General features: G+C 66.8%; 16 protein-coding genes and 1 pseudogene. 16 read left to right on the top strand and 1 reads right to left on the bottom strand.

The genetic code is table 11. From position 1 onward, the window contains the following. The 7 genes and pseudogenes from GT613_RS10250 to GT613_RS10280 form a co-directional block, all read left to right on the top strand. A pseudogene (locus GT613_RS10250) lies at window positions 1–753 on the top strand (FAD-dependent oxidoreductase); the annotation flags it as partial. Further along, window positions 750–1,034 (top strand): ferredoxin family protein, encoded by a 285-nt coding sequence (locus tag GT613_RS10255; RefSeq protein ID WP_161172610.1) that lies wholly within the window; start codon window positions 750–752, stop codon window positions 1,032–1,034. The pseudogene GT613_RS10250 and the gene GT613_RS10255, both read left to right, overlap by 4 nt. Window positions 1,035–1,276: 242 nt before the next feature. Beyond that, a complete protein-coding gene (locus GT613_RS10260; RefSeq protein WP_009304367.1) occupies window positions 1,277–1,765 on the top strand; it encodes a DUF1269 domain-containing protein in 489 nt (162 codons plus the stop codon). Between the two features lie 247 nt (window positions 1,766–2,012). Continuing rightward, on the top strand, window positions 2,013–2,588 hold the full coding sequence (locus tag GT613_RS10265) for a helix-turn-helix domain-containing protein (protein ID WP_009304368.1): 576 nt from the start codon (window positions 2,013–2,015) through the stop codon (window positions 2,586–2,588). 10 nt (window positions 2,589–2,598) lie between these two features. Continuing rightward, on the top strand, window positions 2,599–4,290 hold the full coding sequence (locus GT613_RS10270) for an AMP-binding protein (protein WP_009304369.1): 1,692 nt from the start codon (window positions 2,599–2,601) through the stop codon (window positions 4,288–4,290). A 265-nt stretch (window positions 4,291–4,555) separates the two neighbouring features. Further along, the gene (locus GT613_RS10275) at window positions 4,556–9,919 is read left to right on the top strand and encodes a discoidin domain-containing protein (protein WP_161172611.1); all 5,364 of its coding nucleotides are present in this window, start codon (window positions 4,556–4,558) and stop codon (window positions 9,917–9,919) included. Between the two features lie 28 nt (window positions 9,920–9,947). Next, complete coding sequence (locus GT613_RS10280) at window positions 9,948–10,817, top strand: hypothetical protein (RefSeq protein WP_009307213.1); 870 nt, start codon at window positions 9,948–9,950, stop codon at window positions 10,815–10,817. On the opposite strand, the gene GT613_RS10285 is transcribed toward GT613_RS10280, so the two are convergent. Next, window positions 10,814–11,965: a hypothetical protein gene (locus tag GT613_RS10285; RefSeq protein WP_009609267.1), complete on the bottom strand. Its 1,152-nt coding sequence runs from the start codon at window positions 11,963–11,965 to the stop codon at window positions 10,814–10,816. The genes GT613_RS10280 and GT613_RS10285 overlap by 4 nt on opposite strands. Before the next feature lie 31 nt (window positions 11,966–11,996). Here GT613_RS10285 and GT613_RS10290 point away from each other — a divergent pair, with 31 nt between their 5' ends. The 9 genes from GT613_RS10290 (at window position 11,997) to ribF (ending at window position 22,673) form a co-directional block, all read left to right on the top strand. Next, entirely contained in the window at window positions 11,997–13,841 is a 1,845-nt protein-coding gene (locus GT613_RS10290; protein WP_009609290.1) for a GHKL domain-containing protein, read from the top strand. Between the two features lie 349 nt (window positions 13,842–14,190). Next, the gene (gene rimP / locus GT613_RS10295) at window positions 14,191–14,670 is read left to right on the top strand and encodes a ribosome maturation factor RimP (protein ID WP_009609237.1); all 480 of its coding nucleotides are present in this window, start codon (window positions 14,191–14,193) and stop codon (window positions 14,668–14,670) included. A 17-nt stretch (window positions 14,671–14,687) separates the two neighbouring features. Next, window positions 14,688–15,905 carry a transcription termination factor NusA gene (gene nusA, locus GT613_RS10300; protein WP_009307209.1) on the top strand — a complete coding sequence of 406 codons (1,218 nt, stop codon included), beginning with the start codon at window positions 14,688–14,690 and terminating at the stop codon, window positions 15,903–15,905. 30 nt (window positions 15,906–15,935) lie between these two features. Next, window positions 15,936–16,223, top strand: a complete 288-nt coding sequence (gene rnpM, locus GT613_RS10305) for an RNase P modulator RnpM (RefSeq protein ID WP_009307208.1) — start codon at window positions 15,936–15,938, stop codon at window positions 16,221–16,223. Window positions 16,224–16,234: 11 nt separating this feature from the next. Then, window positions 16,235–18,997 (top strand): translation initiation factor IF-2, encoded by a 2,763-nt coding sequence (infB, locus tag GT613_RS10310; RefSeq protein WP_009609275.1) that lies wholly within the window; start codon window positions 16,235–16,237, stop codon window positions 18,995–18,997. 295 nt (window positions 18,998–19,292) lie between these two features. Next, complete coding sequence (rbfA, locus tag GT613_RS10320; RefSeq protein WP_009307206.1) at window positions 19,293–19,730, top strand: 30S ribosome-binding factor RbfA; 438 nt, start codon at window positions 19,293–19,295, stop codon at window positions 19,728–19,730. Between the two features lie 9 nt (window positions 19,731–19,739). Further along, entirely contained in the window at window positions 19,740–20,756 is a 1,017-nt protein-coding gene (locus GT613_RS10325; RefSeq protein WP_009307205.1) for a bifunctional oligoribonuclease/PAP phosphatase NrnA, read from the top strand. After that, window positions 20,744–21,766: a tRNA pseudouridine(55) synthase TruB gene (gene truB / locus GT613_RS10330; protein ID WP_009609231.1), complete on the top strand. Its 1,023-nt coding sequence runs from the start codon at window positions 20,744–20,746 to the stop codon at window positions 21,764–21,766. The genes GT613_RS10325 and truB overlap by 13 nt, the downstream gene beginning before the upstream one ends. After that, on the top strand, window positions 21,750–22,673 hold the full coding sequence (gene ribF / locus GT613_RS10335; RefSeq protein ID WP_009609234.1) for a riboflavin biosynthesis protein RibF: 924 nt from the start codon (window positions 21,750–21,752) through the stop codon (window positions 22,671–22,673). The genes truB and ribF overlap by 17 nt, the downstream gene beginning before the upstream one ends.

The following is a 22,673-nucleotide window of genomic DNA, read 5'->3' on the forward strand; positions in this document are numbered from 1 at the left end:
GTCGGCGTCAAGCAGGTGTTCGAGCTGCCCGCCTCCCAGATCGAGGACCGCTTCCTGGTCCCGCAAGGCGAGGGCGCGGCGATGCTCTTCGTCGGCGACTGCACGCACGGCAACGTCGGCGGCGGCTTCCTCTACACGAACAGGGACTCCATCTCGCTCGGCCTCGTGGCAACCGTCTCCACGGCCATGGACGCCTCGAACCCCTACCCGGTGTACCAGATGCTCGAGGATTTCAAGAACCACCCGGCCGTGGCGCCCGTCATCCGCGGCGCGAAGCTCGTCGAGCACTCCGGCCACATGGTGCCCGAGGGCGGCTACGGCATGGTCCCGAAGTACGTGTTCGACGGCTGCCTGGTGGCCGGCGAGTCGGCCGGCCTTTGCATGAACATGGGCTACCAGGTGCGAGGCATGGACTTCGCCGTGGCCTCCGGCCAGATGGCGGGCCAGGCGGCCGTGCGCGCGCTCGACGCGGGCGACACGTCGGCAGCGGGCCTGTCCTCCTACAAGGAGGCGATGGAGGGCTCCTTCGTCATCCAGGACCTGCGCACCTTCTCCAAGTGGCCGCACGTCATGGAGGGCTGGGACCGCATGTTCACCGAGTACCCGGCCATGGCGCGCGACGTCTTCAACGCCATGTTCAGCGTGGACGGAAAACCCCAGAAGCCGCTGATGAAGCGCATGATGCCCATAGTCAAGCAGCGCGGCCTGTTCAAGCTGGCCGGCGAGGTTCGGAAGGCGGTGAAGTCGCTGTGAGCGAGGTCAAGGAGATCACGGTCAACGTCGACGAGTACCTGGCGCTCGACAAGTACGAGGTGGACGAGGAGAGCGCGCACATCGAGCTCGTGNAGGAGTTCCTGAAGCTCGTGCGCGTGTGCCCGGCGGCGCTCTACAAGATCGACGAGGACGGCAAGAAGTCCTTCGACTACGCGGGCTGCCTGGAGTGCGGCACCTGCCGCATCGCCTGCGAGGGCACCATCGTCAAGAAGTGGGAGAACCCCCGGCCCACGATGGGCGTGGAGTACCGGTTCGGGTAGGAACCGCACGTCCTGACGGAATCGTTTGCAAGATGTTCGCGGCCCCGATGATCGAAAGATCGTCGGGGCCGTTTTCATGCCGCCGTGCAAGCGCGTCTCGGCCTCATGCCTTCCCGTGCGGCTAGCGGCCGGCTTACGCGACGGTATCGAACCGATGGCGAACGGCAACACTTCTCGCCGTAGGGGCTTGCGGAGGCTTAGAGTGGAGCCGTATTCGAACGCATCGAAAGGAGCTCCATCATATGAGTACGCTCATCGTGCTCGGTTACCCGAGCGAAGCGGAAGCGAAGTCCGCCTACCAGAAGATCCTCGATCTCGACAAGAACCTCATCGTCAGCCTGCAGTCCGTCGCAGTCGTGGCGCGGCGCGCCGACGGCAAGTACGACGTGGTGACGCCCGGCTCCAAGGTGGGAACCTCCGCGGTGTGGGGTCTGTTCTGGGGCGTGCTGTTCGGTCTGTTGTTCTTCGTGCCCATCGTCGGCGCGGCGCTGGGCGCGGGCATCGGCGCGTTGACGGGCGCCATCGTCAAGCACGGCGTGGACAAGGACTTCCAGGATCGCGTGCGCAACCTGCTGAGCACCGACGACAGCGCCGCCGTGTTCATGGTGGTCGACGAGATGACCACCGACAAGTTCATCGATGCCATCCGCCCGTTCGGCGGCGACGTGCTGCAGACCTCGCTGTCCATCAAGGACGAGGAAGAGCTCAAGCACGAGCTTTTCAAGAACTAGCTTCCGTCCGCCCGAAGGCATCGCCCCGGGTCGGTCCAGAGGCCCTTCCATCCTGTGGGAGCGAGGATGGAAGGGCCTTCGGTCGCATGCGGGACGCTTCGCGAGTTTTCCGGGCGTTTCCAAGCCTTCTCGCAAGCGTTTGACCAAGCGAAAGATGGCCGTTCGGCGCTTTTTCGTTGCGACGGCACGCGAACGGGGGATAATTACCCGGATGCATTGTTGCGACGAGAGAAAAGGGGAGCGCACTATGGCGGATGACAACAGGCTCGGAGAGAAGATCGTCACCCTGCGGACCGCCCACCATCTGTCGAGCCGGGATCTGGCGGATCGTTGCGGATGCGACGTCTCGGTCATCGAGGGCTTGGAGCGCGGCGAGCTGCCGGCATCTCTCGCGCCGCTCATCAAGATCACCCGAGCGTTGGGCGTGCGTCTTGGCACGCTCATGGACGACGACGAGAATCTGGGCCCCGCGTACATCGACCGCGATCAGATGGAGGAGGTCGAGCGCACGAAGAGCCTCGAAACGACCTCGGGCGGCGACTTGAGCTACTTCAGCCTTGCAGCCGGGCGCCCTTCGCGTCACATGGATCCGTTCGTCATCACGGTGGATCCCTCCGGCGAAGCCGATCACGAGCTGGTGGGGCACGAAGGAGAGGAGTGGCTCTACGGCATGGAGGGCTGCATCGAGATCGAGTACGGCAAGGAGCTGTACGTGCTGCATCCCGGCGAGAGCATCTACTACGACTCCATCGTGCCTCATCAGGTGCGTGCCCATGACGGCCAGAAGGCGAAGTTCCTGGCCGTCGTGTACACGCCGATCTAGGGGAGGGAACATGACGACCGAAGCCATCACCGCCCCCGTCCCGGGCGATCCAGACTACCCGCTGCACTCCGAGAAGACCATCGGCCGCTACTTCCGCGATCAGGTGGCTGTAGATCCCGATCACGAGTTCGTCGTGTATCCCGACCGCGCGTTGCGTTGGACGTACAAGGAGTTCGACGAGCGCACCGACAACCTGGCGCGCGGCTTGCTCGCCATCGGCATGCGCCCAGGCGATCACCTCGGCGTGTGGGCGCGCAACATCCCCGACTGGCTGACGTTCATGTACGCCACGGCCAAGATCGGCGTGGTCATGGTCACGGTGAACCCCGTGTACAAGAGCCACGAGCTTGACTACGTGCTGAAGCAGTCGGACATGAAGGCGCTGTGCGTCATCGACGCCTATCGCGACGTGGACTATCTGAAGATCATCCGAGATCTCGTGCCCGAGACGCTCACGCAGCAGCGCGGCTACCTGGAGTCCGAGAACTACCCCTTCCTCAAGAACATCATCTACATGGGTCCCGAAAAGCATCGCGGCTGCTATAGCGTGCCGGAGCTCGTGCTGCTGGGAAGCCATGTGCCCGAAGAGGCGTTGGCAGAGGCGGAAACCCATTTCGACAACAACGACGTGGTGATGATGCAGTACACGTCCGGCACCACGGGCTTTCCGAAGGGCGTCATGCTCACGCACCGCAACATCCTGAACAACGGCTTCTATATCGGCGAAGGCCAGAAGCTCGGACCCGACGACCGCGTGACGCTGCCCGTTCCGTTCTTCCACTGCTTCGGTTGCGTGCTGGGCGTCATGGCGAACCTTACGCACCGCTCCACCATGATCATCGTGGAGGAGTTCGACGCGGGGCTCGTGCTGCAGGCCGTACATAAGGAGCGCGCCACCAGCGTCTACGGCGTGCCCACCATGTTCATCGCCGAACTCAACCACCCCGACTTCGATACGTTCGATCTGTCCAGCCTGCGCACAGGCATCATGGCCGGCAGCCCCTGCCCGCCCGAGACCATGCGCGAGGTCATGGACCGCATGTACATGAAGGAGATCACCATCTGCTACGGCCTCACCGAGACGAGCCCCGTGTTCACGCAGACCAGCGCCGACGACGACATCGAGCACAAGTGCGAGACGGTGGGGCGCAAGCATCCTCCGGTGGACGTGCGCGTGATCGACCCCGCCGACGGCCGCATCTGCGGACCTGGTGAGCCTGGCGAGCTGTGCTGCAAGGGCTACAACGTGATGAAGGGCTACTACAAGATGCCCGAGGAGACGGCGCGTGCCATCGACGCGGACGGCTACCTGCATTCGGGCGACCTCGGCACGGTGGACGAGGACGGCTACTACCGCGTTACCGGGCGCATCAAGGACATGATCATCCGCGGAGGCGAGAACGTGTACCCCTTGGAGGTGGAGAACTTCCTCTTGACCATGCCCGGCGTGCTGGACGCCCAGGTGGTGGGCATTCCTGATCCGAAGCTGGGCGAGCTCGTGGGCGCGTTCGTCCGCGTGCGCCCCGGTTACGAGGATATGACCGAGGACGATGTGCGCGCCTTCGCCATTCCGCGCATCGCTCGCTACAAGGTGCCCAAGCGCGTGTTCTTCGTGGACGATTTCCCTATGACCCCGTCCATGAAGGTGCAGAAGTTCAAGCTGCGCGAAATGGCCGAAGAGCTGGTGCGAGCAGGCAAGTAGCAAGCCGTTCTTTTTAGGGGAGGGCGCGTATTCCGGTGCGGCCCTCCCGAATGAGGCAGGGGGACGGGGCTGAAGACTCGCTTTGCGGCCAAACGAGTCGTCAGCTCCATCTCCCAGTCCCACTTTCGCCTCGTTCTCGATATTCTCCCCGCTTTCGCCGGCAATTCGGCCACCGTCTCCGTCACCGTATGTTATTATTCTCGTCGCATATTTGCGGGCGTGTTCCCGCAACCTACGTAATGGCTGGCGAGAAACGGAAACGAACATGAAACGCACCCACCGTGCCTTGTCGGCGGCGCTTGCCGTCGTCTTGGCGTCTTCGTTGTGCACCATCCCGGCATACGCCGTCGAAAGCGATGCGGAACCCGCCCCTCCCGGACGGGTCCAGGCGGACGAGACGGCGCCGAATCAGAGCCCCGAAGCCGATCACGGGCCTGGAAACGAGGTTCCGGACGCATCCGGCACCGCCGAGGCTTCCGGATCCAAATCTCAAACCCGAACCGAAAACGCAACGGAGCCTACGGCTTCGCCCCTGCAAGCTGAAAACGCTTCGCGCAGCGCCGTTGCCCCGCCGGCAGGCGAGCTGCGCGTGACGCTGACCGAGGGCCGTCCGGCGGCGACGGCCGGCACCGCCTACGAGGTGGCCCTCGCCGACTCCGACGGCGTGCAGGTCGGCGCGCAGCAGCTGAACCTTTCCCTTGAAGGCGACTCCTGGTCGGTCGCGCGATTCGACGGTCTGGCCGACGGTTCCTACACGCTGAGCGTGCGCGCGCCCGGCATCGCGCCGTACTCCCAGAAGATCGACGTCAAGGGCGATTCCTCCGCCGTTGAGCTGTACGTGGGCGACCTGGCCGCCGACCCGCAGGCTCCGGCGCGCATCGGCGTGCTCGTGCCCGGCGATGTCAACGGCGACGGCACGGTCGACGATGCGGACGCCTCCGCCATCATCGACGACATAGAGGCGGGCGCGGCAAGCCCCGCCTGCGACGCGAACGGCGACGGCACGGTGTCGCTCGCGGATCTCGAGACGGCCGTGTCCAGCTTCGATCGCGTCGCGGTGGAGGCCACCGTGGCGCGCTCGCTGCCCCCCGCGGCGGTCGAGGCGGCGCCGGGCGAGGGCACCGAGGTGGCGTCCGGCAGCCTCGACGAGGTGGTAGGCGCCGACGCGAAGCCCGTCTCGCTCAGGGCCTCGGAGGCCATTTCCGACGAGCATCCGGTGGAAGTGTCCTTCGACCTGGCGAAAGATTCCGAACAGGCCCCGAAGCTGGGCGGCATGGTGATCAACGTGCCCGCCAGCGGCGACCATGCCTCCGAGGCGGGCCGCCTCTTGGTCGAGCTGACGGACGGCACCGTCCGCGAGATCGGCATCTCCCGAGCCGAGGCTCGCGCGGCCTTCTTCCGCTCCAGCGCGCCCACGGCCGTGATCGACGAGAACGGCACGGTGGTGGTGGACTTCGGCGGCCAGATCGCTGTCAAGAAGGTCACGCTCGTCATCACCAAAACGCAGGGCGGCACGAACCTCGCCGAGGTGTCCAAGGTGGAGTTCCTCAACAACATGGAGGAGCGCATCCCCGAACCCGAGCTGAACATTCCCGGCGAGCTTTCCGCCGTCGCGGGCAGCAAGCAGTTCTCCGTTTCATGGAAGGCGGAGACCAACGTGACGGGCTACGAGCTCTCCATCAGCGCGAACGGCAGGGAAGAGGTCAAGCGCGCCACGGGCACCTCGCTTTCCGTCACGCAGTTCGACGAGCAGAAGATCAAGAACGGCACCGTGTTCACCCTCAAGGTTCGCTCCACGAACGGCGCCTGGCGCAGCGACTGGTCCGGCAGCGTCCAGGTCACGCCGAAGGCCGAGAAGGTTCCCGACGCGCCCGAGGGCATCTCGCTGTCCGGCGCCTATCGAGGGTTCAAGGCCAGCTGGAAGAACATGGAGGACACCGATTCGTACAACCTGTTCTATCGTGAGAAGGCCGACGAGGGCGGCGATTTCACGAAGGTGCCCGACCTGACGAAGACGTCCTGCTCCGTTGACGGTTTGAAGGACGATACCGAGTACCAGGTGTATCTGACCGGTGCGAAAGAGATCGGCGAGAGCGCGCCTTCGGTCATGGCCGTCGTGCGCACGGCGAACGTCAAGCCGGCGCAGCTGCCGGCTTACCGCCTGGTTAACACCGAGAACGCGGATGGCGACTACCTGAACCGCATCGTCTCGGCAACCTACGGGCGCGGCTCCATGATCGACAGCCCGCTGGACGAAACGTCGGGCGAGGCAAAAAGCGCCTACGGCTTGTTCGACGACGACTACGCGTCGTATCTCAAAGTGGCCGACTGGGACGAGGGCGGCTTTTACCCCGCGCTCGGCAAGGGCGTCACGGTGACGTTCGACCAGCCCCAGACGCTCGGCATGGTTTCGTTCGCCGACGTTCAGGACGGCGTTCCTTACGGCAGGGTCAGCGTCTCTTACGTCGACGACGCTGGCGCTTGGCAGACCGTCCAGGCGAACGTGCAGATGCGCACGGGCGAGAACGGGCGCAAGTACGTGCTGGCGAAGCTGCCTCAGCCCGTGACCTCGTCCAAGGTGAGGATCGGCATGGGCCATTCCTGGTCCTCGGGCAACGTCGTGGTCGCCGAGATGCGCTTCCATGCCTACGACAGCCTGGAGAGCGACATCATGGCGCTGTACGCCGACGACCTGCACCTCGAGCTGAAAGACGACGTGACCTCCGCGGCGGTGGACGAGCTGCAGCAGCGCCTGGACACGCCCGACCCGGCAAGCGGCGAGTTCAACCCGTACCGCGTGGAGCTGCAGGTGGAGCTTGACAACGCCCGCAAGCTGCTGGCAACCCAGGGCCTCGAGGGAACGGTGCGCGTGCACAACGGCATCTCCTCGGCGCGCGACAACCGCAGCCTGGGTATCAGCGGCCTGAACGCCTGGCAGCCCTTGGGCGCCGTGGTGGCCGAGGGCGACCAGATCGTGGTGTACACGGGCGCGAAGGGAGCGGTCACCGGCAAGGAGGCGCCGCTGCGCCTCGTGGTGTCGCAGCAGCATCCGGAGTCCAGCAACGTGTCCAAGACCATCGCCACGCTCAAGGTGGGCCGCAACGAGATAACGATCCCCAGCCTGTCGTCGCTCGACGTCGAACACGGCGGCCAGCTGTACGTGGAGTACACGGGCGATAACGATGCCGCCGATTGGGGCGTGCGCGTCAGCGGGGCCCAGGCGGTGCCCGTGCTGGATCTGTACCAGGTGGACGACTCGGCCGAGCGCCTCGCGCGCACCACGGCCTACGTCCAGGCGCTGGAGGCCTACGTGCCGGCCTTGGAGGAGAGCCACGGCAAGCTGCACGGAGCCGGCGGAAACGCGGCGGTGCGCTACGGCTACGATCCCAAGAACTGCGTCCTGAACGCCACCGACGTCATGCTCGACCAGATGATGTACTCGGTACCGGCCCAGCAGATGCTGGCCGGGGCGGGTTCGGGCACCGCCGACGAGCGCGCGGCTCGGCTGCTCGCCTCGTTCGACGCCATGGACCAGATGATGGAGCTGTTCTACCAGCACAAGGGCCTGGCCGATTCCTTCGACGCGGGAACCGACGCGGCCGTGATCAAGAGCAACCTGCTGCCCTCGCAGCATCTCAACATCCGCTACACGCGCATGTTCGCGGGCGCGTTCATGTACGCGGCGGGCAACCACATCGGCATCGAGTGGGATTCGGTCCCGGGGCTCGGCAAGGGTTCTCCGGTCGCGGTGGACGGCGACGGCGAGAAGGCTTCCGGGTCGTACTTCGGATGGGGCATCGCGCACGAGATCGGGCACAACATCAACCAGGCCCAGTACGCCTACCCCGAGGTGACGAACAACTACTTCGCGCAGCTGTCGCAGACCGACGGCACGAGCGCTTCGGCCCGGTTCAGCTACGACGAGGTGTATGATCGCGTGACCTCGGGCGACGAGGGCCGCACCGGCAGCGTGTTCACGCAGCTGGCCATGTACTGGCAGCTGCGTCTGGCCTACGACGCCGGAGGCGCGTACCAGCTGTACGACACGTACCAGCAGGCCTTCGACAACCGCTTCTTCGCGCGCGTGGACAGCTACGCCCGCGCTCCGAAGACGGCGCCCGCGCCTGAGGGGACCGAGCTTGTCCTGGGCGGCGGCGAGAAGCAGAACATCATCCGCCTGGCCAGCGCCGCGGCCGAGCGCGACCTGACCGACTTCTTCCAGCGTTGGGGCTTCACGGCCGACGAGGCCACGAAGGCCTACGTCAGCCAGTTCCCGGCCGAGGACCGCGCGCTGTGCTACGCCAACGATGATGCCCGGGCCTACGCCCGCTCCCACGAGGAAGCGGGCGCGGTCCTGGACAAGGACGTCGCACAGGCGGCGGCGGAGGCGAACGGCAGCGAGGTGGCGCTCTCCCTCGGCGCCGACGCGGCGGCGGGCGATTCCGTGCTGGGCTACGAGATCGCGCGCCTCACCACGGTCGACGGCGCGCAGCAGCGCCAGGTCGTGGGCTTCGCGCAGGCTGCGGCGGACGGTACGGCCTCGTACGTCGACAACGCCTCCTCGCTGGGCAACCGCGTGGTGTCCTACGAGGTGACGGTCGTCGACAAGTTCTTGAATCGCTCGAAGGCGCTCGTGCTCGATCCGATCAAGCTCACGGGCAACGGCCTGCAGGACAAGAGCGGCTGGACCGTGTCCACGAACATGTCCTCCGCGCAGGACTCGGTTCCGCCTGCCGACGACGGCGATCCCGACGCCCCCGCGCCGAAGCCCGCGTCCGAGCTGATGGTCGACGGCAAGGCCGACACGGTGTACACGGGCGCGTCGGACGGCGAAGACCCCGTCATCACGCTCGACATGGGCAAGCCCACCGAGGTCACCTCGCTGCGCTATACGCTGGGCGCCGGCGCCGAGGGCTCGGCCATCGGGGACTACCGCATCGAGACCAGCCTCGACGGCGAGAACTACACCCTCATCAAGGAGGGCGCGCTGTCGCTTGACAAGGACGGCAGGGCATCGCTGTACTTCGACAACGGCAAAGATCCCTGGATCTGCACCTACGACGCGCGCTACCTGCGCATCACGGCCGTCGGCCAGGCGGGCAGGCAGCTGTCGGTGGCCGAGCTCGACGTGTTCGGGCCCTCGGGCGACGACGTGTTCTTCCTCGACGCGAACGGCGGCGCGGCAGGCATCCTGAAGAGCGACTTCGTGTACCAGAAGGCCGACGAGAACCTGGACAAGCAGTTCATTCCGAAGGGCTCGCTCGTGTTCACCGGCTCGTACAAGGGCAACCCGGCGTACAACGTGGTGGTGCTCTACGACGAGAACGGCAACGTGGTGGGCGGCGTGAACGCCGACGGCAGCACGGTTGCCAGCCAGATCATCATGGCGCCTGAGCCCGGCGACGCCATGCTGGGCGACGTGTCCGAAGGAAGCTGGGTCTACTGGATCGAGCCCGGCGACCTTGCGAGCATGAAGCTGCCCAAGCAGGTGCGCGCCGAGCTGTACCGCGTGGACAACGCGTTGACGAACGAGGGACAGCGCCTGGTGAGCGACTCGCTTCCGGGCGATGTTCCCGACAATCTGCCCGACGTCGAGCTCGGCGGCAACGCGACCGTCGCAGCCGATTAGCCTGAAGCCGAGAGGAACGGTTGAAGATATGTTTGCGAAGATGAAGAAGATGACGGCATGCGCGTTGGCGGCATGCGCGCTCTGCCTGGCCCTTGCCCCGGGAATCGCCTGGGCGGGGGAGGCGCCTGGCGTGGTCCTGGACGAGGGTGCCTCGAACGGTTCGGTCGACGTGAGCCTGGTCGTCCCCAAGGGAGGCGACGAGGTTCGGGCGCTCAAGCTGTCGTTGACGGTGAAGGGCGAGGGCGGCGAGGCGCTGGAGGCCGGGTTCGGCTTCTCGAAGGCGGTCGAGGGCGCCGCGGTGGCGCAGGTGCGCTTCAAGCCGGTGGACGGTGGCCAGCGCGTGAACCTCTACGTGGCCGTCAAGGACGGGAACCTGTTCTCGGGCGACCGTCTCGATCTGGGAACCCTCGCGTTGTCGTCTTCGAGCGATTCCGTTGCGGAAGTGTCCGTGAGCAGCCTCGAGGTCGTAAGCTCCTCGCATGTGGAGATGGACGAGAAGCAGCTGGGCATGGAGCTGCCGGCTCCGTTGTCCGTCAAGGTCGCTTCCGGCTCTTCGGTCGGGCCCGATGAGCCGGGCGACCCCGGCGGCACGCCGGGCGGGAGCCCTGACGACGGTTCGGGCGACGGGTCTGGCGGCAACCCCGGGGACGGCTCGGAAGGCTCCGGGCAGAATCCGGGAGAAAACTCCGGTGAAGGGACCGGCGGATCGAACGCCAAGCCGAGCCCCGAGAAGCTTCCGAGCGGCACGAACGTAAGCCCCGGGGCTCCCTCCGGCTCGGATAAAGCGCTGGTGACAACCGGCGACGGCTTGTTCCCCCTCGTGGCGGGTTGCGTAGCTGTCGCCCTCGTCGCCGGAGCCGTTGTGTTGGTCGTAGCGCTGCGCTCCCGCCGTCGCTAGCGCTTTCTACGTGCTCTTGCGAAGGCAGCGATGCCGCTGATCAAAGCCATGGCGCCGATCGTGCCTCCGATGGCCAGGGCGAAGCCGGGCATACGGTGCGCGGTTCCCGACGAGGTCGAGCCCGCGGAGGTCGCCGCCGAATCGCGGCTTGTCGAAGAATCGGCGAAGGCCTTTCCCGGCATCGATTCCTTGCTTGCAGCATCGCTTTCCCCTGCGCGCCCGGCTTGCTCGTCGGGCGCGTTTTCTTGCGTCCCGTCGCCGTCCTGCGTTCCGGCGGCCGGCTCCTCGTTGCGCGGCAGCGGCAGGATCGAGGCCGTTGAGACAGGGTTGCCGCCGGCGGGGAAGCCGTCTTTCTTCGGCCGTTCTTCGCTCGCCTCGTTCCGCTCGCTTTCCCCCTGGCCCACGCCTCCGCGGTTCCCTCCGCTGTCGCCGCCGTTCACGTCGGGCGGGTTCACGACGGTCGGCGGCTCCTTCTGCGGTTCTTGGGGTTTCTCGGGCTCTGCAGGGTTTTCGGGCTCGACCGGGTCGACCGGCTCGACGGGTTCGGGAAGCCACTCCTCGGCGTATTCGAACAGCGCCGGCTCGAACTCGATAGTGGTTTGCACGCCATCCTCGAGGACCACCGCGGTCGCGCGGAGGTAGAAGTCGCGATAGTCGACGGTCTCGGACGAGTAGCTGACCGTGCAGTACAGGATGCTGGGATCGGCGTAGTTGTCGTCGTACGCGGGTTGGACGCTGTCGAGGCCCCAGGCGTACTCCTGCCAATCCGCGTCCCATTCGAAGGTGCCCCAGGCTTCCCAGGAGTCCGGGTCGTCCGCATAGGCGCGGTCGACCCGAATCGTCTGCAATGCGGGATGTCCGGTTTCCTCGTCGCTGTGGTACGGATCCACCGGCAGGGCTGGCAGGTACAGCAAAGCCGACATGCCGTGATCGGGGATGATGCGGATGATCTGGCCGAACGGCTTGTCGACGTGGTCGATGGCGCCCGGGCCCCCGCCTACGGAGCCGCCGCCCGCCATCATGCGCGCGTCGCCTTCGCGGACGTCGGCGTGAGCCGCGACGCCCGGCAGACCCGGCGACAGCGCCAGCGCGATCATGGTCGTGCACGCCAATGCTCGCACGAGGCGTTTTCTGCTACCATGCTCCATGCAAGCTCCTCGTCGTCCTGAAAGGCGGTTCATGCCGCATCGCCCTGTGCATCGCTTCGCGGTTCACGCCGCGGTCGCATTCCTGTTGGCGGGATGCGTGTTCGCGATCGCGTACCACTATGATAACAAATACCTGTTCGGGCCGCCCTACGGCTCCGACGGCGTTATCGAGGTGTCCGATGACGATCTCGACCGTCTCGTCCCGCTCGTGGACGGTTGGATGCTCTCCGTGGACGGGGCGCCGCGGACCGAAACCTTCATCGGCCAGTACTCCAACTTCTCCTATGCTCCCGGCGGCACGTCGGCTTTCGGCTCCGCCGTGTACGAGCTGACGCTTAGCTATGTCGGCGCGCAACGAGAACGCGCCCTCGTGCTGCTGGTTCCCGAGGTGTACGGTGATTTCACGTTGTACGTAAACGGGGTCGTTGCTGCGGCCGGCGGAGACGGGGCGCAGGTCGGCATCGTGGCGGACCGCGACACGCGTCTGCGCCTTGAGGTGCGCAACGACGAGCACTACTACAGCGGGCTGGTCTACCCGCCCGTGCTGGGCACCGCGCAGCAGATGGCGAACGTCTCGTTCGCGAACGCGCTGTCCGCCTGCGTGCTGGTGCTGGGGCCGCTGGCCGCGGCGCTGTTCGCGTTCGCGGTGCGCCGCAAGCGCGACGGCGATGCGCTTGCGCGCGACTTCGGCGTGCTGTGCGCCGCCTTCGCCGTGGCGGGCGCGCATGGCCTGGTCTGGCATCTGGGCGCAGCAGGAGCCTGGTGGTATGCCGTAGAGGACGCGGCCTGGACGTGCGTGCTCGTCTCAGCCGTGTCGGTAGCCGCCCGAGCCGCGGGTTTGGCGTGGACGCGCGATGCCCGCCCCCTCGTTCGCCGGACGGCCCGCGCGCTGTGGGCGCTGCCGGTCGTCACGCTGGCCTGGGCGCTGTCCATCCCGGCGCTGCCGGGCGGCATCGAGGCGTACGGCCTGTACCAGACCGCCGTGCGCGTCGGTTGCTGGGCGCTGTTCGCCGTATGCGCCGCCGTCGGGCTGCGCGATCGCACCGACGAGGCGCGCTTCGTGCTGTGCGGCTGCGCGGTGCTGGGCGCCGCGCTCGTGGCGAACCTTCTCGACAACAACGCGTACGAGCCTATGTACGGCCTGTGGCAGAGCGAGTACGCGGGGCTGCTGCTCGTGGGCGTGTTCGCCTGGATGCTGGTGGAGCGGGTGCGCCGCCTGCGCCTCGCCGCCGAGCAGGTGCGCGATCTGGAGGTGCAGGTGCGTGCGGCCGAGGCGGGGCTGCGCCATCTGCGGTCGGGCGAAGAGGCTACGAGGGCGGCGCGCCACGACCTGCGTCATCATGCGGCCGCGCTGAGCCGCCTGATCGACGCGGGGGAGCAGGAGCGCTGTAGAGCGTATCTGGTCGAGCTGTCCGGCCAGCAGGAGGCCGAAGCCCCTCTGCGCTACGCCGACAACTTGGTGGCGAACGCGGTCATGGCAGCGTATTTGGCTCCGGCCCAGGCGGCGGGGATCGAGGTGCGCTGCGAGGCGCGCGTGCCCGCGGAGCTTCCCCTGCGCGACACCGAGCTGTCCGTGCTGCTGTCGAACCTGTTGTCGAACGCCGTCGAGGCGTGCGAGCGCGTGCGAGCCGAGGGCGCCGGCCGGCCTTTCGTCTCGCTTTCCATGCGCGCGCAGGACGGACGGTTGGCCGTGCGATGCGAGAACGCGGCCGTCCCCGGCGCGTCGTTCTCGCGCACGTCCAAGGCCGACGCGTCCCGCCACGGTCTGGGCCTGCCCGCCATGCGCCAGATCGTCGAACGCCACGGCGGCGCGCTCTACGCCGACGTCGAGGGCGGAGTCGCCGTCGTGCGCATCGTCATTCGCTTGGACGGCTGAGCGACGCATCATCGGCCGAAAAACACGTTTTCCAGCCGATTTCCGTGTCTTTCGGCCGATGATGCGCATGTGCTCGCAAGGTTTCGGCTCCCGTCGCGCAAGGGGCGCCCGCCGAGGCGCGGAAAATGTGGTGAACTTGCGCGCTGCCTGGTGAGCGGCCTAGGCAAAGCGTTGCCGATATGGTATAAATACACGGCACGACAAAGAAGCAAGCGCGTTTTCGCGCACCATACTTTCGACACACGAGAAAGTGGGCTTGTTCCCGCTTTCTTTGTTTGTAAGGGCTCGCCGCTCCGCGGCGTGAGAGCATGGGGCGGCGAAGCGAAACCAAACGGGAAGGAGGAGGCGCGTGCTCAGCAAGAAGGAACAGCAGCTGCTCGACGCGTTAGCTCCCCGGGCGGAGCAGGAGGGCGTCGAGATCGTCACGGTGGAGGTCGCGGGCGCGAAGAAGGCCCCGACGATTCGCGTGTACATAGACACGCCCGACGGCGTGAGCTTCGACGAGCTGTCCTCCGCGCAGGCGTGGATCAACGACCTCATGGACGAGCTCGACCCGTTCCCCGGGGCGTACACGCTGGAAGTGTCGTCGCCCGGCATCGACCGGCCGCTGCGCACCGCGGAGCACTTCGCGCGGTTCGTCGGCGATACGGCGGTGCTCAAGACGCAGCCCGTGGACGGTCGCGGCAGCTGGACCGGCGCCATCGCATCGGTGGAGGGCGACGTGGTCGTGCTCGACGTGGACGGCGCCGAGGCGCGCATCCCTATGGACACCATCAAACGCGCCCATCTGAAGGGCACGATCGATTTCGGCTCGCAGACGAGCATCTGAGGAAAGGAAGCGAAGACGTGGCAAGTTCAGAACTGATTGAGGCGTTGCAGGCGCTGGCGCATGAGCGCAAGATCGACGAGTTCTACCTCATCGAACGCCTCGAGGCATCGCTCGCCAAGAGCTACCAGCACATCCTCGATCTCGAGTGGGACGCCCGCGTGACCATCGACCGCCAGACGGGCCACATCTACGTGTACGAGCTGGTGCCGGTGGGCGAGCCCGACGAGGAGACCGGCGAGTACAGCGAGTTCGAGGAGCGCGACGTCACCCCCGACGATGTCAGCCGCATCGCCGCGCAGAACGCCAAGGGCGTCATCGCGTCCATCGTGCGCGAAGCCGGCCGTCAGTCCATCTACGAAGAGTTCTCGGACCGCGTGGGCGACCTCGTGACGGGCACGGTGCTGCAGGGCACGCCGGACTTCACCATCATCAAGATTCGCGACGGCGTGGAGGCCGAGCTGCCCCATTACGACGTGAAGCGCAACCCCAACGAGCGCAACGAGCGTCCGAGCAACGAGCACTACCGCCACAACCAGCGCCTCAAGGTGCTCATCATCGAAGTGCGCGACCCGAACTCCGACGCGCCGAAGATGCGCGGCGAGCAGGCGCGCCCGGCCATCGTGGTGTCGCGCACGCATCCGGACCTCATCCGCCGCCTGTTCGAGATCGAGGTGCCGGAGATCTACGACGGCATGGTGGAGATCAAGTCCATCGCCCGCGAGCCCGGCGCCCGCTCCAAGATCGCCGTGGCGTCGCGCGAGGCGAACCTCGATCCCGTGGGCGCCTGCGTCGGCCCGAAGGGCAGCCGCGTTCGCATGGTGGTGGAAGAGCTGCGCAACGAGCGCGTCGACGTGATCCAGTGGGCGGAGGATCCGGCGGTGTACGTGGCCAACGCGCTGTCGCCTGCGAAGGTGACCCGCGTCGTCATCGACGAGGACAACCACTACGCCACCGTCGTGGTGCCCGACGACCAGCTGTCGCTGGCCATCGGCAAGGAGGGCCAGAACGCCCGTCTGGCTGCGCGCCTGACCGGCTGGCATATCGATATCAAGAGCGCCAGCTTCACGGGCGAGTCGCTGGCTCCGATGGACAACATGCTGATCGACGAGGACGAGGCCGCGGACGACGAAGCCGGTCTGTGCGCCTACGTGGGCGAGGACGGGGTGCGCTGCCGCAACCATGCCCGTCCGGGCAGCCGCTATTGCGGCGTGCACGCCGACCTCGACGAAGCATAAGGCAAGGGTAGCGAGAGAGGGCGGCCAGGAATGACGACGACGAGGACGGTGCGCCAGCGCAGCTGCATCGCATGCGGGAAGCTGGCCGGCAAGGCCGAGCTCATGCGCATCGTGCGCGACCCGTCCGGCGCCGTGTCGTTCGACAAGACCGGCCGTGCGCCGGGCAGGGGGGCGTACGTCTGCTCCGAGGAGTGCTTCGCCGCCGCATGCAAGAAGAAAAAGCTCGACCGGGCGCTCAAGGCGACGCTCGGCAGCGATGAGTACGACAGGATCGCCGCCGACGTCGCTTCGGCTGCGCGCGAAGCGAGACAGAAGTAGAGGAGTGGTATATGGCCAGCATGCGAGTACATGAGTTGGCGAAGGAATTCGATATGTCGAGCAAAGAGCTGCTCGACAAGCTGCAGCAGATGAAGATCCCCGCGAAGAGCCATGCGAGCATGCTCGCGGACGCCTACGTCGACAAGATCCGCAAGAACCTGGAGCCTGAGATCAAGCAGCGCGCCGGGCAGTTGGAGGACGAGGAGGCCAGGAAGCTGGCCGAAGAGCGCGCCGAGGCCGAGCGCAAAAAGGCCGAGGAGGAGCGCGCCCGTCGCGAAGCGGTGGAGCAGGAGCGCGCCGCCCGCGAGGCCGAGCGCGCCCAGCGAGCCGAAGGCTCGTCCGACGACGGGCGCGCGCAGGGCGCCGACGGAGAAGGCGGCCCGAAGAAGGCGCCCGTTTCCTCGCCGTTCGAGAGCCTGGCGAGCCAGATCGAGAGCGAGAAGGAACGCGTGGCCCGCGAGGCCGCCGAGGCCCGCGCCCGCGCCCGCCAGGCCAAGATGGCTGCAGAGGTGGCCAAGAAGCAGGCGGTGGAAGAGGCGCTGCGCAACCGCAACGCGAAGGGCTCCAAGAGCGCTTCGAGCGCGTCGACGCCGAAGAGGCCCGCGCCGGTGCTGGGCGCCAAGAAGCCTGCGTTCGACTCGCTGCTGTCGCAGATCGAGGCCGAGAAGCAGCGCATCGAGGCGCAGAAGCAGGCTGCTCCCGCCGCCCGCGACGCCGCGCGCAAGGGCTCCAAGCCCGAGCGTCCGGCCAAGAAGGGCAAGCGGGGCGGGCACGTCGAGCAGATCGTGCCCGAGCTCGAGCAGCAGGCAGCCCAGCCCGAGGACCGCTACGCGCAGATGGCCGTGCAGGCCGAGAAGCTGCAGCGCGACAAGGTGCTGGCAGAGGCTCGTGCCGCCGTCGCCGCCGCGTCCACGCATGAGGGCGAAGGCCGCCGTAAGAAGCGCAAGGAGAAGCGCGAGGCCGAGAACCGCGAGCGCATGGAGCTGGAGGCCATCGAGAAGGGCCTCGATCCCACGCTGGTGCTCGACGATTCCGTCGTGGAGATCCCCCAGGGAGCCACGGTGGCGAAATTCGCCGAGATCCTGGGCGTGCAGCCCAACGACATCATCAAGCGCCTGTTCATGCTGGGCCAGGTGCTCACCCTGACGCAGTCCATGAGCGACGAGCTGGTCGAGCTCATCGCCGACGACATGGGCCGCAAGGTGCGCGTCGTGTCTCCGGAGGAGGAGTACGCGGTGGTGTACCACGACAAGGACGAGGACCTCAAGCCCCGCCCGCCCGTGGTCACCGTCATGGGCCATGTCGACCACGGCAAGACGTCGCTTCTGGACGCCATCCGCGACACGGGCGTCGTGGCCAGCGAGGCCGGCGGCATCACCCAGCACATCGGCGCGTCGGTGGTGGAGATCGACGGCAAGCAGATCACGTTCATCGACACGCCGGGCCACGAGGCGTTCACGGCCATGCGCGCCCGCGGCGCCCAGGTCACCGACGTCATCGTGCTGGTGGTGGCCGCCGACGACGGCGTCATGCCGCAGACCATCGAGGCCATCAACCACGCGAAGGCGGCCGAGGTGCCCATCGTGGTGGCCGTCAACAAGATCGACAAGCCGGGCGCGAACCCCGACCGCGTGCGCCAGGAGCTGGTGGAATACGGCGTCATTCCCGAGGAGTGGGGCGGCACCAACATGTTCGTGGAGGTGTCGGCCAAGCAGCGCCTGCACATCGACGACGTGCTGGAGACGATCATCCTCCAGGCCGACGTGCTGGAGCTCAAGGCCAACCCCGACGCCGAGGCCTCCGGCTTCGTCATCGAGGCGAACCTCGACAAGGGTCGCGGTCCCGTGGCCACCGTGCTCGTGCAGCGCGGCACGCTGCACCCGGGCGACGTCGTGGTGGCCGGCACCTCGTACGGCCGTGTCCGCGCGCTGGTGGATCCGCATGGCAAGCACGTCGATTCGGCCGGTCCCGCCGATCCGGTGGAGATCTTGGGCCTGAACAGCGTGCCCACCGCGGGCGACGAGTTCCGCGTGTTCGAGGACGAGCGCGACGCCCGCAAGCTGGCCGAGGAACGCGCGTTGCGCGCCCGCCTGGCCGAGCAGGAATCCAAGAGCCACATGAGCCTGGACGACCTGTTCAACCGCATCGAGGAGGGCAAGCAGACCGACCTGAACCTCATCGTGAAGGCCGACGTGCAGGGCTCCATCGAAGCGCTGCGCGACGCGTTCGAGAAGATGGACCAGTCCGAGGTGCGCATCAACATCGTGCACTCGGCCGTGGGCGGCATCACCGAGACCGACGTCACGCTGGCATCGGCCTCCGACGCCATCATCATCGGCTTCAACGTGCGCCCCACGGGCAAGTCGAAGCAGCAGGCCGAGAAGGAGAAGGTGGACATCCGTCTGTACAGGATCATCTACCAGGCCATCGAGGAGATCAACGCGGCTCGCGTGGGTCTGCTGTCCCCCGACATCGTGGAGGAGGACACCGGCATCGCCGAGGTGCGCGAGACGTTCAAGGTGCCGAAGGTGGGTACGATCGCCGGCTGCTACATCGTGGAAGGCGAGATCCATCGCGACGACAAGGTGCGCATTGTCCGCGACGGCACCATCATCTTCGAGGGCGTCATGGAATCGCTGCGCCGCTTCAAGGACGATGTGAAGTCCGTGAAGCAGGGCTACGAGTGCGGCATCGGCATCGAGAAGTTCCAGGACCTCAAGATCGGCGACCACATCGAAGGTTACACCGTGAAGGAAGTCGAGCGCACCGAGTAAGAAGATGAACCTGCGCCGCGGCGTCGCGGGGTAATGCCCAGTCGCTCAGACAGTCCTGCTCGCTCGGACAGCCCGCAGGGCTGTCCGGCTCGTGCGGAACTCGCTTAGTGGGCACCACCCCGCAACGCCGCTATGGCAACCTTGTGGTTACCGTGGCGGCGTTGCGCTTTTCGGGGAAATCGCCTCGCGATATGCTGAACTTCGGGGCTGATCGGCGGCTGCCGAGGTCACTCGGTTAGCTAGAAGCCCTTTGTTCCACCTGCAAGGTTCGCCTTTATCGGTAAGGAGACGCATCATGAAACAGAGTTCATCGAACCGCAAGGTCAACGAGCAGGCGCGCGAGGTTATCGCGGGAATCCTGCTGTTCGAGATATCCGATCCCCGTCTGGAGTTGGTCACCATCACCGGATGCGAGGTCAGCTACGACCGCAGCGTGTGCAACGTGTTCTACACCACTGAGCCCGATCGCTACGAGGACGTGGCGGCGGCGTTCCAGAAGGCGTCCGGCCGTATCCGCTCGCTCATGGCGCGGAAGCTGTCGTGGCGCATCGCGCCCGAGCTGCGCTTCTTGCTGGACAAGAGCGTGGACGAGGCCGAGCGCATCGCGTCGGCCCTGGAGCGCGACGCGGCGCGCAACAAGGTGGCGGCTCCCACCGACAGCGACGTGCCGGCCGACGCCGATATCATGGCCGACCGCGAGGCGCAGGCTCAGCAGGCATCCGAAGGCGAATAGGGAGGCTCCATGGCGGTCACGCCCCAGACGAACACCGACCTCGGCGCGATAGCCGAAGCGCTGAGGTCGCGCGACGATTTCATCATCTGCGGGCATGTGAGCCCTGACGGCGACTGCCTGGGCTCCCAGCTCGGTTTGGCGGCGGCGCTCAAGGGTCTTGGCAAGCGCGTGACCTGCTTGCTCGCGAAAGACGAGCCCATCGACGAGCGTCTTGGCTTCCTGCCGGGCGCGGCCGAGCTGGTTCCGGCGGCTTCGTTCGACGGCATCGCCCGCACGTTCGTCGCGGTGGACGTCCCTACTCGCGAACGCATCGGAGAGGCGGCCGCCGCGCTGCTCGAGGGCTGCGATCTGACGGTTACGGTCGACCACCATGCGGTGGACTCCACTATGACCGACCTCGTATACGTCGATCCCGACGCCGCCTCCACCACGATGCTCGTGTGGGAGCTCGCGGGCCTGTTGGGCGCGGAACGCGCCGGCGACGTGGCGCAGTGCTGCTACACGGGCCTCGTCACCGACACGGGGCGCTTCCAGTACCAGAACACCGATGCGGCTGCCATGCGCGCTGCATCCGAGATGGTGGAGGCGGGCGCCGACCCGGCGTCGGTGTCGCGCGCCATCTTCCAGAACCGGACGCTGCCGTCCGTGCGGCTCGAGGGCATAGCTGTCGAGCGCATGACGTTCGGCGCGGGCGGAGCCTATGCGTTGAGCTGGCTTTCCTGTGACGACTTCGAGGCAACGGGCGCGGTCAAGGCGGACGCCGAGCCCATCATCGACGCGCTGCGCTCGGTGGCGGGCGTGCGCGTGGCCTGCATGCTGCGCGAGCAGGGCGACGTGGTGCGCGGCAGCCTGCGCGCCAAGGACGACACCGACGTGGCGGCCGTCGCGCGCTCGTTCGGCGGGGGAGGGCATGTGGCGGCGGCTGGGTTCACGCTTTCCTGCACCCTCGACGAAGCCCGTCGTTTGGTCGACGAGGCGCTTGCCGCGACGTTCGCCTCGGATGAGGAGGGGGCGTGCCGCGCGTGAAACGGGGGCTATCGGGGCTGTCGCTGGTCGTCGGGGTGAACAAGCCTGCCGGCATGAGCTCCCATGACGTGGTGAACCGCTGTCGCTCCATCTTCGGAGAACGTCGCGTCGGGCACACGGGTACGCTCGATCCGATGGCTACCGGCGTGCTTCCCATCTGCGTGGGTCCGGCGACGCGTCTGGGCGCGTATCTGACCGGGCACGACAAACGCTATCGCGTGTCCATCGCGTTCGGTGCGGGCACCGACACCGACGACGCCGCTGGAACGGTGGTGCGCACGGGCGAGGTGCCCGACCGCGTGCTGGATCCGGAGTTCGCTGCCGCATTCGTGGCGAGCCTCGTGGGCAGACGCAAGCAGATGCCGCCGGCGTACTCGGCCATCAAGGTGAACGGGAAAAAGTCCTACGAGGCCGCGCGCGCCGGCAACATCATCGACCTCGCGCCGCGCGACATCGAGGTGTACGACGCGCGGTTGCTAGGTGTGCACGAAGGGGACGGGGAAGAGCTTCCCTCGTGGGACGTGTCGTTCGAGGTGTCGAAGGGCACCTACATCCGCTCGCTCGCGCGCGACGCGGGCGTGGCGCTGGGATGCCCGGCGCACGTGGCCGCGCTCGAGCGCACCGAGCTGGGGCTGCTCACGCTTGAAGAGTGCGTGAGCCTGGAGACCTTGGCCGACCTCAAGGACCGCGCTGCGCTCGATCCGGTGCGCCTGCTGGGCGTGCGGTTCTCCTATGCGCAGGGCGATCTGGCGAAGAAGGTGGCGAACGGGGCGCAGCTTCCGGCTGCGGAGCTTCCGCTGTTCGAGCGCAGGAGGACGACGTCCGCCATCGAGATGTGCGCCTGCACCGCGGGCGTGCGCGAAAGCTGCGAGCCGCCGCGCGACGGCGAGCTCGTGGCCGTGCTGACCGACAACAAGCTCGTCGCGCTGTACGCGTACGACGAGGGGCGCGCTCGGTTCGAGACGCGCTGCGTGTTTCAAACGGGGGTGTCTCGTGGCAGAGATATATAAGGTCGACGCATCGTTCGACCATGGGTTCTTCAAGGGCACGTCGTGCGCGTTCGGCGTGTTCGACGGCGTGCACCGGGGGCATCGCTACCTGCTGGACTGCGCCCGCTCCACCGCGGCCGAAACCGGCGGCGCCAGCGTGGCGCTGACGTTCGACATCGATCCGGACGAGGTGTTCCATCCAACGCGGCTCAAGAAGCTCATGACGAACGAGGAGCGCGTGCGCATGCTCGCGGACAGCGGCGTCGACGTCGTCGCGGTGCTGCCGTTCACCCGCGATTTCGCCGCCTCGTCTCCCGAGGAGTTCCTCGTGCAGACCTTTGACGGCACCGTTCCGTCTTTCCTGCACGTGGGCTACGACTTCAAGTTCGGCGCGCGGGCGGCGGGTACGGTGCGCGATCTCGACTCGTGGGCGGCCGTGGGCGGCACCAGCGTGCAGGCGCACGACCTGAAGAGCGACGACGGCGCGCCCATTACGGCCACGCGCATCCGCCTGCTGTTGGCCGGCGGGGACGTTGAAGAGGCGAACCGTCTGCTGGGACGTCCGTACTTCATGACCGGCGTCGTGGAGCCGGGTCGCGGGGAAGGAGCCGATATGGGCTTCCGTACCGCGAACCTCGTCGTGCCCGATCAGATGCGGCCGCTGGGCGACGGCGTGTACGCCGCCTATGCGCACGTCGACGGCGTGCGCTACAAAGCCGCTGTGAACGTGGGCGTGGCCGCCACGTTCGCCGACCGTGCCACCGCCACCTGCGAGGTGCATCTGCTGGACTTCTCGGGCGATCTCTACGGCAAGCCCGTCAAGGTGGAATTTCTCTATTGGCTGCGCCCTATGAGAAAGTTCGACGATCTGGACGAGTTGATAGCCACCGTGAAGGGCAACATAGCCTGGGTGCGCGAGAACCTGTAG

It is taken from the genome of Eggerthella sp. BIOML-A4, assembly GCF_009875575.1.
GTDB classification, from domain to species: Bacteria; Actinomycetota; Coriobacteriia; order Coriobacteriales; family Eggerthellaceae; genus Eggerthella; species Eggerthella lenta.